Raw genomic sequence first — 16,868 nt, 5'->3', positions numbered from 1 at the left:
GTGGACGGCTCAGGCGCGGAACCGAGTAAGGAACTCCCTCGTGCGGGCTTCGCGCGGCTCGCGGAAGACCTGATCCGGCGGACCCTGCTCGATCACTCTCCCCTCGTCGAGGAACAGCACACGGTGGGCGACGTCCCGCGCGAACGCCATCTCGTGGGTCGCCATGAGGATCGTCGCGCCGTCTTCGGCGAGCTGACGGACGAGACTGAGCACCTCGCCGACGAGCTCCGGATCCAAGGCCGAGGTGATCTCGTCGAGCAGGAGGACCTCAGGGTCGGTCGCGATCGCCCGCGCGAGGGCGGCGCGCTGCTGCTGGCCGCCCGAAAGCCGGTCGGGATGCTCGTCGGCGAACGCACCGAGCCCGACACGTTCGAGCAGCGCGCGCCCCCGGTCATTGGCCTCCCGCCGCGGCATCCGTCGCACGACCCGCGACGCGAGGGTGACGTTCTGGAGCACCGTCAGGTGCGGGAAGAGGTTGTAGCTCTGAAAGACGGTGCCCAGCCGCGAGCGCACTCGATCGGCATCCACCCGCGGATCCGAGATGTCTTCCTCACCGAGCAGGATGCGTCCGTCGTCGATGCCCTCGAGCAGGTTCAGGCACCGCAGGAGCGTCGACTTCCCCGAGCCGCTCGCACCGATGACGGCGACCACCTCGTGTGGCGACAGCTCGAGCGAGACACCGCGAAGCACCGGGGCGCCGTCAAAGCTCTTCCACAGGCCCTCGGCCTGGAGCACCGCCGTCATAGCACCGACCCTGCCTGCTCGCGCCGCTGCAGTTTCGCGGTGTACCAGTCGGTCACCCGGATCGTCGGGATCGCCAGCAGCACGAACAGGATGCCGGCCACGATGTAGGGCGTGAAGTTGTAGGTCAGCGAGACCTCCGACCGGGCGGCGGCGACGGCATCCACCGCCCCCAGGATCGAGATCAATCCGACATCCTTCTGCATGGAGATGAAGTCGTTCATGAGGGGCGGCGTCATCTTGCGCAGCGCCTGGGGCAGCACGACATGCCGCAGCGTCTGGGTGTGGCCCAGCCCGAGGGCGCGGGCAGCCAGACGCTGCGACGGATGCACGGCTTCGATGCCGGCGCGGATGACCTCGGCGACGTAGGCCGAGTACGTCAGCGTGACCGCCACGACGCCGAGCACCACCGGGGGGATGCGCTGGTCGAGGATCGTGGGGATCCCGTAGCCAACGAGGTAGAGCACGATGATGAAGGGGAACCCACGGAACAGGTCGGTGTAGCCGGCGGCAAGCACCCGCAGTGGAAAGAACACCGGCCCGCGCAGCGTCCGCAGCACAGCGACGGCCAGGGCGACCACGCTGACCGTGATGACCGAGAGGCCCAACACCTGCAGGTTCAGGAGGAACCCGTCCCACACCTTCGGGAGCGACTCGATCGCGATCCGCGGGTCGAAGAACGACTGCTGCACCGCCGCCCACCCGGGGGTCTGGATGACCGTCACCCACACGATCGCGGCGAACACCACGGTCGAGACGATCGCCAGAAGGACCGATCGCTGGGACTGCCGACGCCGGTAGGCGCGGCGGTCGAGCTCGAGGGCGCTGGGCGGGGGCGGCGCGGCCGCTGCCGAGGCGGAGGTGGGAGAGGTCACTGCAGGATCGGAACGCCCTGCTCGGCATCCAGCCACCGGTCGGTGATCTCCTGCAGCGTGCCATCGGCGCGCAGCTCGTCGATCGCCTCCGAGACCGCAGCCGTCAGCGGCGAGTCCTTCGCGAGCACGACGCCCCATTCATCCGCGATCCCGCCCAGGGGCAGCTGGCCGACGATGAACGAGTCCTCGATGTACTGGGACGTCGCCAGGAACGCGGTCGGTAGGTCGATCACGAAGGCGTCGATCTGTCCCGCGCTGAGGGCGGCGACGGCATCCTCGTTCGAGGAGTACAGCTGGGGCGCGGTATCGGGGTCAACGACCGCATCGATCGTCTGCGCGCTCGTTGAGCCTGACATCGCCCCGAACACGAGCGGTTTCAGGCCCGCAATGTCGGTGATCCCTTCCGCGGGTCCTCCCTCGAGCGCAACGACGGCCTGCGCGGCGGAATAGTACGGCGACGAGAAGTCGACGGCCTGCTTGCGCTCGTCCGTGATCGTGTACTGCTGGATGTTGAAGTCGAAGTCCTTCGGTCCCGGTGCGATCGCCGATTCGAAGCTCGTCCGCACCCACTCCACGTCATCTGCGGTGAACCCGAGCTTGTCGGCGATCGCGTACGCAAGCGCGGCCTCGAAGCCCTCGCCCGATGCGGGGTCGTCGCCGATCACGTACGGTTCGTACGCTGTCTGACCGGTGGCGATGGTCAGCTTGCCGGGTGTGACATATCCGGCGTCCGTCGAGTCGGCGGGCGCGTCAGCGCTCGCGCAACCGGCGAGTGCCAGCGCCGAGACCGCGACGGCGGCGATAAGGGGAATGGCTCGAGATACACGAACAGGACGGGACACGGGGCCTCCAAGGGTGCAGGTCGGCGCACGGGTGCTGTGGCGCGCCGTGCATCCATCATCCGTCGCGCGGACCCCGGTACCCAACTCCGCGGCGCATTCTTACGGAAGGGTTCATCGGCTCGGGCGTGCCGCTAATCGAAGTCGGCGGCGATGCCGTTGCGGTGATACTCGAAGATGAGGCTCGTACGGGTCGACGCGACGCTGTGCCGGGCCGAGAGGTGATCGACGACGAAACGTCGCACTGCTGAGGAGTCCTCGACCGCGATGTGCACGAGGAAGTCGTCGGCACCGCCAAGGAAGAAGACCTGCATCACCTCGGGCACACGCCGCACCTCCTCGGTGAACGCACGGATGCTCTCCTGGCGCGCACCGGGCCGCAGCGTCACCCCGATCACCGCTTGCAGCCCTCGACCGAGAGCTCGCTGATCGAGAGCGGCATGGAACCCCGCGATGACCCCGCGCTCTATGAGTGCACGCACGCGCGCGTGCACCGTGGACGGAGCCAGCCCGATCGCATCCGCCAGGGCAGCGTTCGTCATCCGACCGTCAGCGGACAGGAGCGCAACGATGCGCTCATCAATCGGATCAAGCTCGGTTTCCATGACGAATATTGTTCGTCGTGAACGCCGATTCTCAAAACATCCGTCGGATCACAGCAGGAAAATACCCGCATGCAGCATGAACTTCTTCGGCGCGAAACACAGGCAACAGAAGATCATGCGATTCTCTCTTTCGACGGCGAGCTGTGTGGCCGCGCTCAATGACGAACGGAGAGATTCATGCGCATCGGCGTTCCCACCGAGATCAAGAACAACGAGAACCGCGTCGCGATGACCCCCGCGGCTGTGGACACCCTCGTCCGCCGCGGACACACCGTGACGGTTCAATCGGGCGCTGGCCTGGGAAGCGCATTCACGGATGAGGCGTACGTTGCGGCGGGCGCACGAATCGCCGACACCGCCGAGGAGACCTGGGGCGGCGCCGAACTCGTCGTCAAGGTCAAGGAGCCCATCGCACCCGAGTACGCACTGCTCCGCGACAACCTGACACTCTTCACCTATCTGCACCTGGCGGCCGATCGACCGTTGACCGACGCGCTCATGAACGCCGGAACGACGGCGGTGGCCTACGAGACGGTGCAGACGGTCGACCGCGCACTTCCGCTGCTGGCACCCATGAGCGAAGTCGCGGGTCGACTCTCCATCACCGTTGGCGCACACGCACTCATGAGTCCGTCCGGCGGGCGCGGGATGCTCTTGGGCGGCGTGCCCGGCACGCCCAAGGCGAAGGTCGTCGTGATCGGGGGCGGCGTCGCCGGCGAGCACGCCACCGCGAACGCGTTGGGCCTGGGCGCGAACGTCACGGTGATCGACATCTCGTTGCACAAGCTCCGCGCCCTCGAGGCACGCTTCGGCGGGGCGATCCAGACGCGCGCGTCTACGCGCTACGAGATCGCCGAGCAGCTCGCCGACGCCGACCTCGTCATCGGCTCGGTCCTGATCCCGGGTGCCGCAGCACCCAAGCTCGTCACCGATGAGATGGTGGCCGCGATGAAGCCCGGTTCTGTGCTCGTGGACATCGCCATCGACCAGGGCGGATGCTTCGAAGGGTCACACCCGACCACCCACGACAACCCCACCTTCCCCGTCCACCAGTCGCTCTACTACTGCGTCGCCAACATGCCGGGCGCCGCTCCGCACACGTCGACTCGCGCCCTGGGCAATGCGACCCTGCCCTACATCACAGCCATCGCCGACAAGGGCTGGGATGCAGCATCCGAAAGCGATCCCGCGCTCGCGCGCGGACTCAACGTGCGCGATGGCGTCGTGGTCAACGAGGGAGTGCGCGCCGCCTTCGGAATGTGAGTGGCCGGAATGTGAGTGGCGTCGCGCGTTCGAACACGATCGCCCAAGAGCGGGGCGCCCGATCGTACGGAGCTGCCTCACCCGCCCCGAGACTCTGCGCGATCGGCGGCAGAACCGGCCGCCCCGGCCGCTGCCAATGCGTCGAGGTACATCTCCATTTGGATCCCGAAGACCTCCTCGTAGGTGACCGATGCCAGCTCTGCCTTGACCGCTTCTGCGTAGGGGTACCGGGAGGGGTCCTTCGGCGCGTACACCTGGATCCACCCCTCCCCCGTTTCCCGCGAGTCGGCTGCACTCAGTCTGGCGCCCTGGGCTCCCGCCGAACCCAGCACAAGGTTCGTGTACACGTGGTACTGCACCACAGCATCCCGCCCCGTGACGCCAGCCTGGTGAATTGCTCTCAGAACCCATTCGACCGCGCGTAACTCGTTGCTGCCGTTCGAGACGAGCGTCAGCGAGATGGCTGCAGCGGCGGGATGAGCGATCGCGGTGTGCCAGGCACGCCACCCGAGATCCTCCAGATCTCGGCGCCAGTCATCGGTCGGCACGTAGCCGTCGATCGAGATCCCGTCGAGGTGGTTCGCCAGCGCGCGCAGGATGTCGTTCCGGCTTGCGAAATGCCGATAGACGGCGGTCGGTGAAGCCTTGAGCTCCTGGCCCAGACGCGCGAAAGTCAGCGCCGACTCGCCCTCCCGGTCGGTGAGTCTGAGCGCAGCCGCAACGATCTCCTCCTGGGAGATCGATCCTCGTTTGCGCCGCACGCGCGCCGCTTCACTCACTATCCGCCTCTTCCACTCGCCCTCGAACATACCCGAGGGCATCCGTCGTCAACGTGTGCGACACCGTTTTAGTGAACATGATTGACTATCGCACTAACTATCGCCAGAACCCAAGGAATCGCAAGTCCACGGTTTCTCACGGCGGACGGCGCTGCGACGCGCGCATCCCGACGTCGGCAGGACCAGCCACTCCATCCACGCGCGAAGGCGGCGCATCTCAAAGGTGTCGGACGGGTGGAATACCCTCTAGGGGTATATCCGTTGCTGTCAGTACCGCATTCAGCGACGCAGGGAGTGACGACACATGAGCGATCCGCACCGCCCTCACGAGCAGGCACCGACGACGGCCGAGCCGCACCGCGGCACCGAGACTCACCCGACACACGCCGCCGCTCCCGGACACGGCGACCCTTCGGGGCACGGTGCTCACGCGGGACACGGCGATCCCGCAGGACACGGAGGCCATCCAGGGCACAGCGGTCACGCGGGACACAGCGACCACGTCGGCCAGTTCCGCCGCCTGTTCTGGGTAAACCTTGTCATCGCGGTCCCGGTGGTGGTGTTCTCGCCGATGTTCGCGATGATCCTGGGGTACACCGTGCCGGACTGGGCGCTGTGGGTCGCCCCCGCCGTCGGCACCGTCATGTACGTGTGGGGCGGTTGGCCGTTCCTCACCGGAGCCGTCTCGGAACTGCGCTCGCGCGCTCCCGGGATGATGCTGCTGATCGGCCTCGCGATCACCGTCGCCTTCCTCGCGTCGTGGGGTGCGACCCTCGGCATCCTGGACCACCGGCTCGAATTCTGGTGGGAGCTGGCGCTCCTGATCGTCATCATGCTGCTCGGCCACTGGATCGAGATGCGTTCGCTTGCGCACACGACATCAGCGCTCGATTCCCTCGCGGCCCTCCTCCCCGATGAAGCCGAACGCGTCGACGGTGACCGGATCGCGACCGTCTCCCCCGCAGACCTGCGCGTCGGCGACGTCGTCATCGTGCGCCCCGGGGCCAGCGTGCCCGCTGACGGAACGGTGATCGACGGACGAGCCGAGGTGGATGAGTCGATGGTGACGGGCGAATCCCGCCCCGTCTCGCGCGGCATCGGTGACACCGTGACGGCAGGCACGGTCGCCGTCGACTCGGGCCTGCGCATTGAGGTCACTGCGACTGGCGACGACACGGCACTCGCCGGCATCCAGCGCCTGGTCACCGACGCGCAGAACTCGTCGTCGCGCGCGCAGCGACTCGCCGACCGCGCCGCCGCATTGTTGTTCTGGTTCGCGCTCGGCTCCGCCGTGATCACCGCAGTGGTCTGGACCCTGCTCGGCGACCCCGACTCGGCCGTCATCCGTGCCATCACCGTGCTCGTGATCGCGTGCCCCCACGCCCTGGGTCTCGCGATCCCCCTCGTCGTCTCGATCGCAACCGAGCGGGCGGCGCGGGCAGGGGTGCTCGTCAAGGACCGCCTGGCCCTCGAGAGCATGCGGACGGTCGACGCCGTACTGTTCGACAAGACCGGGACCCTCACCGAGGGCACGCCCGCCGTGACGGGAGTCGCAGCGGTCGGCGCACTGGGTGAGGACGAGGTGCTCGCTCTGGCGGCAGCCGCGGAGTATGCGAGCGAGCATCCACTGGCGAAAGCCATCGTGCGCGCCGCGAGCGAACGAAGCCTGCGCATCCCGTCCGCGAGCGGTTTCTCGTCCTCCCCCGCGGTCGGGGTCAGCGCAACGGTCGACGGTCACGACGTACGCGTCGGTGGGCCACGGATGCTCGACGAGCTCGGAGCGACCGAGATCGATGCCGCCGGATCGTGGCGGGAAGAGGGCGCGATCATCCTCCACGTCGCTCGCGACGGGCACGTCATCGGCGGCCTGAAGCTCGCCGACCGAGTGCGCCCCGAGTCCCGTGACGCGGTAGACGCGTTGCACAAGCTGGGCATCACGGTCGTCATGATCACGGGGGATGCCGAGAGCGTCGCCGCATCCGTTGCCGAAGATCTCGATATCGACCGCTGGTTCGCCGGCGTGCGCCCCGAAGACAAGGCCGCGAAGGTCCGCGAACTGCAGGCCGAGGGAATGCGGGTCGCAATGGTCGGCGACGGCGTCAACGACGCCCCCGCTCTCGCGCAGGCCGACGTCGGGATCGCGATCGGCGCGGGAACGGATGTCGCGATCGCCTCGGCCGGGGTGATCCTCGCGACCTCCGACCCACGCTCCGTGCTCTCGGTCATCGAGCTCTCGCGCCGCACCTACCGCAAGATGACGCAGAACCTGTGGTGGGCGGGCGGCTACAACCTCATCTCGGTTCCGCTGGCCGCCGGCATCCTCGCCCCCATCGGATTCATCCTGCCGATGTCGGTCGGCGCGATCCTGATGTCGCTGTCGACCGTTGTCGTCGCCCTCAACGCCCAGCTCCTGCGACGCATCGACCTCGACCCCGCCGCAGTGGTTCGAGCGGTTCTGGGCCGGTAGCTACCGGGGGCGATTCAGCGCAACGCGCGCCGGTACCGATTCCGCGCGATCAGCTGAGCTACCCGCAGCAGGGGGTACGCGAGCCGCCAGAATCCTCGGCTGGCGGGCGCGGTGAGGGAGCGGATGGTGAGGAAGACATCCTCACCATCGCGATAGACGATGAACGCCTCCTCGCCACGAACGGGATGTCCAGGAAGGGTTCGGTAAGAGAATCCGACGAGGTCGCGCTGTCGCACCACTGCCACGACTTCGACCGGCTCGTCGACCGTGAAGAACGCAACCCGCGCCCGAATTGTGAGGCGCTGCCCCGGCTCGACCTCTCGGTCGGCGCCGACAGTGAACCCGCTGCGGGTCTTCACCCGCCAGCGCAAGACGTCTGCACTCGCACGGTCCCACGTCGAGGCGCCGGACCCGATCCACGTGGCGGTCTCGAACGCTCGGTACGGGCGCGTATCTCCCGGATTCCAGTCGCGCTCTTCGAGCTTCGTCGACGGCTGCACAGTCCGATCCTCCCCCACTTCGTCCGCCTCGTCGGTGGGAACCGGGGAGGTCCCCACCGACGAGTGCGGCTCAGTCGCCCTTCACGTTCACGAGCTGACGCAGCGTGTGCCGGACGGTGACGAGGTCTTCGGCATCGGTCATGACGCGATCGATCGGCTTGTAGGCCTGAGGGATCTCGTCGATGACGGCGTCAGTGTCGCGGTACTCGATGCCCGCCATCGCTTCACGCAGCTGCTCATGCGTGAAGGTCTTGCGCGCCGCCGATCTCGAGTACTCCCGCCCCGCCCGGCATGCCCTCGACCAGGTACGCGAGATCCGGATGCGGCAACTCGATCCGCCCCTGCGTCGCGAGCCGAAGGGCGTGATGAGCATGTGGTGCCCCTGGAGAGACTCGAACTCCCAACCGTTTCCTTAGGACGGAACTGCTCTTCCATTGAGCTACAGAGGCTGGCCGGTCCAGTTTAGGCGGACGCGCCTGGATCCAGGACATCGCTCTGTCCTGGATGCCATATGCCAGATCCTCAACATGGGAATCCCCTGGGTATGACGCTTGTGCGGTTGCGGCCCTCGCCAACTCTCGGAATCGTGGCTGGTCCAAAGACCGCAACGGAAGGAGAGCACGAATGCTCACCATGACCGACACCGCGGCTGAGGCCGTCAAGACGATCGTCGCCCGCGTGCCGCAGGCTGCTGACGGCGGTCTTCGCATCCGGGATGCTGGCGCCGAGACCGGCTTCGAGCTCAGCGTGGCACCCGCGCCCGAGCCCGACGACACGGTCGTCGTGACCGAGGGCGCACGCGTGTTCCTCGACACGGCCGCGTCGCTGGCGCTCAACGATCGCGTCCTGGACGCGCAGCTGGAGCAGGACGGCACCGTCCGCTTCGCGCTGGCAGCGCAGGGCTGATCCCCAGTCGAGAACGGTCCCCCGATGGCTCCGGCCGTCGGGGGACCTTTTCGTGTCGCCGGGCATCCAGCCGGACGATCCAATCGACGGATGCTGGACTGCACGGCTCCTCTGTTGGCCCGAGTTTTCGCGGTTCGCCGGGCGGTGCGGACCAGTGCCGACGAAGTGGCTCTGGGCTGCGGCATCCGTGACGGGATGACATGGGCGGTGGAAAGGAGCCACCGTGACCTTCGTCATCCTCGCCCTGCTCATCGCGACCATCGCCGTCAGCGCGATCGCCGCCGCACGTGCCGTCGCGCGCGACGGGTACGGGCGGCAGCGGGATGTCGCGTCCTACGACTCGCGTCGCCCGGTCCCCTGATCACGTGCCGATCCCCGGCGCGGACGATCGGGAACGTCACACCTCGTCGCGGATCCGCACCACGACCTTGCCGAGTGCCCGGCCGCTGCCGTGGTACTCCAGCGCCTCCCGCGTCCGCGCAAGCTCGTACTCGGCATCGATCGGCACCTGGATCTCGCCGGCGGCGCACCGGGCCGCGAGCGGCTCGAACCGCGCGGGCCCGGTCGGCACGGCGAGCATGCCCAGTCGGGCGCCGCTGACCAGACCGACGAGCGCGCCGACGGTCAGCATCCGTATCAGGACGCGGGTCGTGCCGCCGACGACAAAGCACCGTCCGCCTGGGGCGAGCGCCCGCCGGTAGGCGAACACCGATCGGTAGGCGACGAGGTCGATCACGAGGTCGTAGGGTCCGGTGCGGGTGAAGTCCTGCTCGCGGTAGTCGATGGTCTCGTCGGCGCCCATCCGCCTCATGATCTCGAGCTTCCCGGCGTTGTCGACCCCGGTGACCTGCACCCCGGCGGCTTTCGCGAGCTGAAGCAGGAACGCCCCCGACCCGCCACCCGCTCCGTTGACGAGCAGGCGGGAACCCGGGCGGGCCTTGGTCATCGCCTCGACGGCGATCTCCCCGGACTGTGGGATCGCCGCAGCCTGGGCGAAGCTCAGCTGCGCCGGCTTCCGAGCGAGCGCTATCTCCGGAGCGACGGCATACTCGGCGAAGCCTCCCTTTCTCTCGAGGATGTCGCCGTACACCTCATCGCCGATGGCGAAGCGCGATACGCCGGACCCGAGCGCGACGACGGTGCCCGCGATGTCGGACCCGAGGATGCGCCGTGCGGGTCTAGTCAGCCCGCCGACGCGCGCGTAGAAGGGGTCGCCGCGCAGCGTCTCCCAGTCGCTCAGGTTGACGGAGGTTGCCACGAGCCGCACCAGCACCTCGCCCGCGGCGGGCCGTGGCATGGGGACCTGCTCGATCCGGAGGTTCGAGGGCGGCCCGTACGCGTTATACACGACGGCGCGCATCGTGGCCGGCAGCGCCGCGATGTGTTCGGGATCGCTCACGGCGCCAGCTTAGGGATGTCAGCGGAAGTCGCGCGAGCGGTGCTGTACCCCGACCCGCAGATCCTCGAACCGGTCGGCGAGCACGTTCGTCACCCCCTCGGGCGAGCGTTCCAGCATCCCGCGCACGATCAGCGCCGGGCAGTCGCGCACGATACGCCGGTACCGGTTCCACACCCCGACCGAGCAGATGACGTTGACGACGCCGTGCTCGTCTTCGAGATTGAGGAAGGTGATACCGGATGCCGTCGCCGGCCGCTGCCGGTGCGTCACGAGTCCCGCGACCTCGATGCGCCGCCCCGTGTCGTGGCTGCGCAGCTCACGGGAGGTGAGCACGCCCCGCGCATCGAGCGGGGCTCGGTAGTGCGTGAGCGGGTGGTCGTCGGTCGAGATGCCCGTCGCCCACAGGTCGGCGGCGAGGATGTCGTAGCTCGTCGGATCGGTGAACAGCGGCGGCTGCACCGAGACGAGGGAGTCCGGTAGGTACTCGGCGCGGTCCTGGGCGGCGGACCCCGCGAGCCACACCCCCTCCCGGCGGCTGATGCCGAGGGACTCGAACGCTCCCGCGGTCGACAGCGCCTCGAGCTGCGCCTCGGTCACGCCGGTGCGGCGGACCAGGTCGCGCAGATCGCGGAAGGGTCCGTGGGCCTCGCGCTCGGCGACGATCCGCTCCGCGGTCTGCTGGCCGATGCCCTTGACGCCCGCAAGGCCCAGCCGCACGACGAATCCGCCGTCGCGCCGGTGCGCTGCCGACTCGTCGGGCGCGTCGGGATCGAACGGCCCCACGGGCGGCTGGATGCGCTGCGCACACGCATCCATACCCGTCGGCATCCCCCTCCCCCGAGCCGGGCCCCCCGCTGGCTCCCCCAACTCCCGACCCGGCGCGCACTGCCCGCACTGCCCGCACTGCCCGCACTGCCCGCACTGCCCGCACTGCCCGCACTGCGGCCAGGATTCGCACAACGACGGACCACTCACCCCGCATCCGTCCGTGGTTGTGCAGATACCTGCGGTTGTGCGAGGCATGGCCGGGGCGGATGGCATGGATGCAGCGCGCGGCCTGCACTGCCCGCACTGCCTGCACTGCGGCCAGGATCCACACAACGACGGACCAGTCACCCCGCATCCGTCCGTGGTTGTGCAGATATCTGTGGTTACGCGAGGCGTCGAGGGGGCGGGTGGGGCGGATGCCGCGGGTGGGGCGACTGGTTCGAGGCGGGGCCACACGCCCGAGGCGTGGAGGTCGGGGCGGCGGACCTGGACGCCGTGGCGGCGGGCATCCGAGACGAGGGTCGCTGGCGAGTAGAACCCCATGGGCTGAGCCCGCAGCAATCCCGCCAGGAACGCGGCGGGATAGTGCAGTTTGATCCACGAGCTCGCGTAGACGAGCAGCCCGAACGAGAGCGAGTGCGACTCGGCGAACCCGAAGTTCGCGAAGGCCTGGATCTTCGCGTAGATCGCATCGGCATCCTCCCCCACGAGGCCGTTGCGAGCCATGCCCTCGTAGAGCTTCTCGCGCAGCGACTCGATCCGCTCGAGCCCGCGTTTGGAGCCCATCGCGCGGCGCAGCAGGTCGGCATCCTCGGGGGTGCAGTCGCCGATCGCGACCGCCATCTGCATGAGCTGCTCCTGGAACACCGGCACCCCGAGGGTGCGCTCCAAGACGGGCTCGAGCTTGGGATGCGGGTAGGTCACGGGCTCGTACCCGAGTTTGCGGCGCACGAACGGATGCACCGCACCACCCTGGATCGGCCCGGGACGGATGAGGGCGATCTCGATCACGAGGTCGTAGAACCGCCGCGGCTGCAGACGCGGCAGCAGCCCCATCTGCGCGCGGGACTCGACCTGGAATACCCCGATCGAGTCGGCGCGGCACAGCATGTCGTACACCGCCGCCTCCTCCTTCGGCAGCGTGGCAAGCTCCCACTGCTCCCCCGTCGCCTCGCGGATCATGTCGAAGCAGTACTGCAGCGCCGCGAGCATCCCCAGGCCCAGCAGGTCGAACTTCACGAGGCCCATCCAGGCCGCGTCGTCCTTGTCCCACTGGATGACGGTGCGGTTCTCCATGCGCGCGTGCTCGATCGGCACGACCTCGCCGACGGGCCGTTCGGTGAGGACCATGCCGCCCGAATGGATGCCGAGATGCCGCGGCGCCTTCAGCAGCTCGCCGGCGTAGGCGATGACCTGGTCCGGGATGTCATGCTCCGGGCCGCTCTCAAGGCTCGCGCCCTCCCCACGCCCACTCCCCGCATCGCTTGCGCGCTGCGGCGAGCCTCCGGGCGCGTGGGCCCACCTCTCGACCTGCTTGGACCAGGCATCCTGCTGCCCGGGCGAGAAGCCCAGCGCCTTGGCCATGTCGCGCACCGCGTTCTTGGGGCGGTACTGGATGACGTTCGCGACCTGCGCGGCCCGGTCCCGGCCGTAGGTCGCGTAGACCCACTGGATGATCTCTTCGCGCCGGTCGGAGTCGAAGTCGACGTCGATGTCGGGCTCTTCGTCGCGCAGGCTCGAGAGGAACCGCTCGAACGGCAGGTCGAAGGCGATCGCATCGACCGCGGTGATGTCGAGCAGGTAGCAGATGGCGCTGTTGGCCGCCGACCCTCGCCCCTGACACAGGATGCCGCGCCGCCGCGCCTCCTGCACGATGCCGTGCACGATGAGGAAGTATCCGGGGAAGTCCTTCATCTCGATGACGCCGAGCTCCCGCTCGATGCGGTCCCGATCCTTCGGCGCCAAGTTGGGGTATTTGCGCGGCACGGCCTGCCACACGAGGTGCCGCAGCCACGACATCGGCGTGTGCCCCTCGGGCACGGGGAGCTTCGGCAGGGCAGGTTTCGCGCGGCGCAGCGGGAAGGCGAGCTCGTCGGCGAGGGCGACGGTGTTGGCGACGGCGCCGGGGTAGCGGGCGAAGCGCTCGGCCATCTCTGCCCCCGAACGCAGGTGCGCCCCGGCGTGCGCGGGCAGCCACCCGTCGAGCTCGTCGAGTCCCCGGTTCGCGCGTACCGCCGCGACCGCCGCCGCCAGTTGCGCGCGCTCGGGAGCGGCGTAGTGGACGTTGTTGGTCGCCAGCATCGGCAGCCCCCGATCAGCGGCGAGCGCGGCGAGGATGTCGTTGTCGCGACTGTCGAGCGGGCCCCCGTGGTCGATGAGCTCGACGTGCACGGCATCCTGCCCGAACAGGGCGACCAGCCCATCCAGGGCATCGGCGGCGGCATCCGGACCCCCCTCGGCGAGCGCACGGCGCACGGCGCCCTTGCGGCATCCGGTGAGCACCGCCCATTCCGAACGGCCACGGATGCCGGTGAGCCCGTCGAGCCGCTCGTCGCCGCGTGCGAAGGCCGCGAGCTGCTCGAGGTCGTAATGCGGGCGTCCTTTCTCTGCCCCCTGGAGCTGGGCGCGGGTCAGCGCCGAGGCGAGCCGGTGATACCCCTCCTCCCCGCGGGCGAGCACGAGCAGGTGCGTGCCGACCGGGTCGGGCTCGCCGTTCTGGGGCGTGGGCAGCTCGAGCGAGAGCTCGGCGCCGAACACCGTCTGCAGCTGCAGCTGCTCGGCGGCCTCGGCGAACCGCACGATGCCGTAGAAACCGTCGTGGTCGGTGATCGCGAGTGCGTGCAGGCCGAGCCGCTCGGCCTCTTCGGCAAGGTCCTCGGGCGAGGAGGCCCCGTCGAGGAACGAGAACGACGAGTGCGCATGCAGCTCGGCATACGGCACGGTCTCGGCGGGGCGCTCGATCGGCGGGGCGACGTACGGCCCGCGCTTGTGCGACCACGCGGGACTGTCACCGCCGTCCCCGGCGGCGGGCTTCGGACGACGGCGATCGCTGAGCAGCCGTTCCATCTCGGACCACGGCACTGACGGGTTGTTGAACCCCATCAGTCGTACCGCCCCTCGGCGTGCCATGAGCCCTGTTCGCACACCAGGAGCCACGCGGTCTGGTCGGCATCCACGACCTGGAACCGGTGCGCACGCCGCGCCCGCCGGGCATCCCACCCGCGTTCGATCACGGGCCAGGGCCCGGCCCATGCCGTCACGGCGCGGCGGCGGCCGGTCTCGATCATGAGCATCGGCGTTCCGGTGAGGGCCCCCCGCTCGTCGACCGAGACGGTGACCCCGGATGCCGACACGACCTCAACGGCGACCGGATCGGCGAACACCGTGGCCGGCAGCGGATCGGGCAGGCTCCCCGGCCAGGGACGGGCCCGCTCGGCGGCGAGCGCCCGCTGATCCCGCGGCAGACGGTCGCCCCACGGCACCCACACCTGCCGCTCGGCGAGCCAGCGCCCTCCCCCGAGCGCGGGCGTCACGACGCCGCGGTGCCCGAGCATCGCCTGCACGCGCGAGAGGGCGTGGTGTACCCGTTCCTCGGGTCCGGTGCCGAAGATCGCGGGGGCGTGATGGGATGCCGCATCCACGGCCTCGGGCGAGATCCGTACGAGCCCGACCCCGGTGACGAGGTTCTCGGCATCCTCTGCCAGCTGCCAGCGCACCCGGTCGACGATCGCGGCGGCATCGAACGATCCCGGATGCAGCCACACCCGCTCGCTGCGCTCACCCCGATCCCCGACCAGCTCGATGCGCACCTCGGTGCAGACCAGATCGATCGCCCCGAGCCCGGCGAGGAAGGCATCCGCGGTCTGGCGCACCCCGAACGCGACCTGCTCGGCAAGTTCCAGCGGCGGTTCGAACGCGATCTCGCGCGCCAGCTCGGGAGGGGGCACTCGGGGTTCGATGGCGCGGGAGTCGAGACCTCCCGCGAGCGCGTGCAGTCGCGTGCCCCGTTCCCCCAGCCGCTCACGCACGCGCTCTTCGGGCATCGCCGCGAACGCGCCGAGGGTCTGGATCCCCAGCCGCGCGAGCAGATCGACGATACCCGCGGCGGGGTCGGCGTCATCGAGGGCTGCGATCGACAGCGGCGCGAGGAACGCTGCAGCAGCCCCCTCGGGAACGACCCGCACGGGGTCGGCGGCAGAGGTCGCGACCCGGGCAGCCTGTTCGGCGGTGAAGGGTCCGTCGGCGACGCCGATCCGCACGTCGGGCAGGCCGAGGTGCCGCATCCGTTCGAGCAGCACGTGCGCCGCCGCCGACTCTCCGCCGTAGTACCGGGCTGGTCCCCGCGCGCGCAGGGCACACAGCCCCGGCCGCACGACCTGAACCCCGGGAGCGCGCTCCTCGAGGTGGGCCACGACCGGGGAGAACGCCCGATGATCGCGTACCGGGTCGGCCGGAACGATCGTCAGCGACGGACATCGCGCCTGCGCATCACGGCGCCGCAGTCCCCGCCTCACCCCTTCGGCACGCGCCGTGGCCGAGCACGCGACGACGAGGTTCTTCTCGATCACCGCGACCGGGGCTGCGGGATCGAGCGGATGCGGGCCGTCGCGGGTGAGGGCGATGACCGGCCAGTCCGGCATCCACACCACGAGGCTTCTCGTTGCAGACTCGGCAGGCATCTCACCCTGCTTCCCGCACGGACAGGGCCTCCCGCACGGGCAGGGCCTCCCGCGCCGACAGTGCCTCACGCGCCGAAAAGTCATCTCGCCGGACGGCCGGAACCCCGGGCGCGGATCCGGCCCCGACCGCGGGCGCCGCCGCCGGGACATCGACCACTCCGCCGGGGGCCGGCAGCAGCATCCGTCCCCGCCGCGGCGTCGACAGCCGCCGGCTGGTCACGGTCACGGTCACCTCCCGTGCGTCGAGGTATCCGTGCCCGCGGCCGAGTCCGCCCCACCCCGGAGCGCTCACCGACAGGGTCGCCTCGGCCTGCGGCCAGGATCCCTGCACGAGCAGCACTCCGTCGCGGTCGCGCAGGCGGGCGGCGAACCGGGCCGCCTCGGCATCCGCGACCCTCCCCGGCGGACGCACCGCCACGACCGGCAGCACCTCGGCGACGGTCGCCGTGACCGCGAGCCACCGCGACCCCGGATCGGGGATCATCACGAGCCGCGACAACTCGACACCCAGCCGTTCGGCAGCCTCGGCCCCCAGGTGGGGCATCCCCACGACCCCGCACCACGACCCGGCCCGGGAGGGCGGGGCCAGCAGCGCGAGCAGCAGCGAGACGGATGCCGACCCCGGCGCGAGGGTGTACACCGAACCCGGCCGCAACCCGCCGCCCGGAAGCAGCCGCGCCAACGCCGGGAAGGCGGGGAGCGCGGGAGCGTCGAGCGATCGCCCCTGCACCTGCTCGACTTTCGCGCGGAGGCGATGCACCTCGGCCAGCCGGTCGCGGACCGCGGCGGTGGTCTCCGCGCGCTGTGCTCCCATGATCGCCCTCACTCCCACAGGCTAGAACGCATGTTCGAATGCGTCAATCCGTGAGAGCACCCTACGGCCCGCTTCCGACATCCGCTCAACCCTGATCAATGGGCCTTCGGAGAGGCCTCGCGGGGTCTTTCGTCACAGAAACGCGCCAACCCCGCAGGAATCCCCGGGAATCATCCGAAGTTGGGGCATTTCTGCGGAGATGACGCGAGAATCGTCTTTATCTTCGAGAGAGA

Annotated in this window: 14 protein-coding genes, 1 tRNA gene and 1 pseudogene; 4 read left to right on the top strand and 12 right to left on the bottom strand. The window is 69.4% G+C overall.

Annotation, left to right across the window (positions count from 1 at the left end):
• Positions 1 to 9: 9 nt before the first annotated feature.
• The 4 genes from AC3ENO_RS02930 to AC3ENO_RS02915 form a co-directional block, all read right to left on the bottom strand.
• On the bottom strand, positions 10 to 744 hold the full coding sequence (locus AC3ENO_RS02930; protein ID WP_434969112.1) for an amino acid ABC transporter ATP-binding protein: 735 nt from the start codon (positions 742 to 744) through the stop codon (positions 10 to 12).
• A complete protein-coding gene (locus AC3ENO_RS02925) occupies positions 741 to 1,616 on the bottom strand; it encodes an amino acid ABC transporter permease (RefSeq protein WP_434969111.1) in 876 nt (291 codons plus the stop codon). The genes AC3ENO_RS02930 and AC3ENO_RS02925 overlap by 4 nt, the downstream gene beginning before the upstream one ends.
• Positions 1,613 to 2,458: an ABC transporter substrate-binding protein gene (locus AC3ENO_RS02920; RefSeq protein ID WP_434969110.1), complete on the bottom strand. Its 846-nt coding sequence runs from the start codon at positions 2,456 to 2,458 to the stop codon at positions 1,613 to 1,615. Before AC3ENO_RS02920 ends, AC3ENO_RS02925 begins: the two co-directional genes overlap by 4 nt.
• A gap of 131 nt (positions 2,459 to 2,589) precedes the next feature.
• Positions 2,590 to 3,060 carry an Lrp/AsnC family transcriptional regulator gene (locus AC3ENO_RS02915; protein WP_434969109.1) on the bottom strand — a complete coding sequence of 157 codons (471 nt, stop codon included), beginning with the start codon at positions 3,058 to 3,060 and terminating at the stop codon, positions 2,590 to 2,592.
• A gap of 177 nt (positions 3,061 to 3,237) precedes the next feature.
• Between AC3ENO_RS02915 and ald the strand changes: the two genes are divergently transcribed.
• Positions 3,238 to 4,323, top strand: a complete 1,086-nt coding sequence (gene ald / locus AC3ENO_RS02910) for an alanine dehydrogenase (protein WP_434969108.1) — start codon at positions 3,238 to 3,240, stop codon at positions 4,321 to 4,323.
• Between the two features lie 77 nt (positions 4,324 to 4,400).
• On the opposite strand, the gene AC3ENO_RS02905 is transcribed toward ald, so the two are convergent.
• Complete coding sequence (locus AC3ENO_RS02905; protein ID WP_434969107.1) at positions 4,401 to 5,102, bottom strand: TetR/AcrR family transcriptional regulator; 702 nt, start codon at positions 5,100 to 5,102, stop codon at positions 4,401 to 4,403.
• A gap of 304 nt (positions 5,103 to 5,406) precedes the next feature.
• Between AC3ENO_RS02905 and AC3ENO_RS02900 the strand changes: the two genes are divergently transcribed.
• Positions 5,407 to 7,569, top strand: a complete 2,163-nt coding sequence (locus AC3ENO_RS02900) for a heavy metal translocating P-type ATPase (protein WP_434969106.1) — start codon at positions 5,407 to 5,409, stop codon at positions 7,567 to 7,569.
• Between the two features lie 14 nt (positions 7,570 to 7,583).
• Here the strand turns inward: AC3ENO_RS02900 and AC3ENO_RS02895 are convergent, their stop codons facing one another.
• The 3 genes and pseudogenes from AC3ENO_RS02895 to AC3ENO_RS02885 all read right to left on the bottom strand — a co-directional run bounded on the left by AC3ENO_RS02895 (position 7,584) and on the right by AC3ENO_RS02885 (position 8,518).
• Positions 7,584 to 8,069, bottom strand: coding sequence for a DUF1990 domain-containing protein (locus AC3ENO_RS02895; RefSeq protein ID WP_434969105.1), 486 nt, complete (start codon positions 8,067 to 8,069; stop codon positions 7,584 to 7,586).
• Positions 8,070 to 8,139: 70 nt separating this feature from the next.
• Positions 8,140 to 8,355: pseudogene (locus AC3ENO_RS02890) on the bottom strand (RtcB family protein); the annotation flags it as partial.
• A gap of 88 nt (positions 8,356 to 8,443) precedes the next feature.
• A tRNA-Arg gene (locus AC3ENO_RS02885) sits at positions 8,444 to 8,518 on the bottom strand.
• A 175-nt stretch (positions 8,519 to 8,693) separates the two neighbouring features.
• Between AC3ENO_RS02885 and AC3ENO_RS02880 the strand changes: the two genes are divergently transcribed.
• Together AC3ENO_RS02880 and AC3ENO_RS02875 are read left to right on the top strand one after the other, a co-directional pair.
• Positions 8,694 to 8,975: a Fe-S cluster assembly protein HesB gene (locus tag AC3ENO_RS02880; RefSeq protein ID WP_195692006.1), complete on the top strand. Its 282-nt coding sequence runs from the start codon at positions 8,694 to 8,696 to the stop codon at positions 8,973 to 8,975.
• 223 nt (positions 8,976 to 9,198) lie between these two features.
• The gene (locus AC3ENO_RS02875) at positions 9,199 to 9,336 is read left to right on the top strand and encodes a hypothetical protein (RefSeq protein ID WP_434969104.1); all 138 of its coding nucleotides are present in this window, start codon (positions 9,199 to 9,201) and stop codon (positions 9,334 to 9,336) included.
• A 36-nt stretch (positions 9,337 to 9,372) separates the two neighbouring features.
• Here the strand turns inward: AC3ENO_RS02875 and AC3ENO_RS02870 are convergent, their stop codons facing one another.
• The 4 genes from AC3ENO_RS02870 to AC3ENO_RS02855 are packed head-to-tail and all read right to left on the bottom strand — an operon-like array spanning position 9,373 to position 16,647.
• Positions 9,373 to 10,374, bottom strand: a complete 1,002-nt coding sequence (locus tag AC3ENO_RS02870) for an NAD(P)-dependent alcohol dehydrogenase (RefSeq protein ID WP_434969103.1) — start codon at positions 10,372 to 10,374, stop codon at positions 9,373 to 9,375.
• Positions 10,375 to 10,392: 18 nt separating this feature from the next.
• Positions 10,393 to 14,244: an error-prone DNA polymerase gene (locus AC3ENO_RS02865; protein ID WP_434969150.1), complete on the bottom strand. Its 3,852-nt coding sequence runs from the start codon at positions 14,242 to 14,244 to the stop codon at positions 10,393 to 10,395.
• The gene (locus AC3ENO_RS02860; RefSeq protein ID WP_434969102.1) at positions 14,244 to 15,821 is read right to left on the bottom strand and encodes a DNA polymerase Y family protein; all 1,578 of its coding nucleotides are present in this window, start codon (positions 15,819 to 15,821) and stop codon (positions 14,244 to 14,246) included. The genes AC3ENO_RS02865 and AC3ENO_RS02860 overlap by 1 nt, the downstream gene beginning before the upstream one ends.
• Before the next feature lies 1 nt (position 15,822).
• Positions 15,823 to 16,647: a hypothetical protein gene (locus AC3ENO_RS02855; protein ID WP_434969101.1), complete on the bottom strand. Its 825-nt coding sequence runs from the start codon at positions 16,645 to 16,647 to the stop codon at positions 15,823 to 15,825.
• Between the last annotated feature and the right edge of the window lie 221 nt (positions 16,648 to 16,868).

It is taken from the genome of Microbacterium sp. bgisy207, from assembly GCF_057706855.1.
Note: the sequence above shows the minus strand (reverse complement) of the source record. Positions and strands in the feature narration are given on the sequence as shown.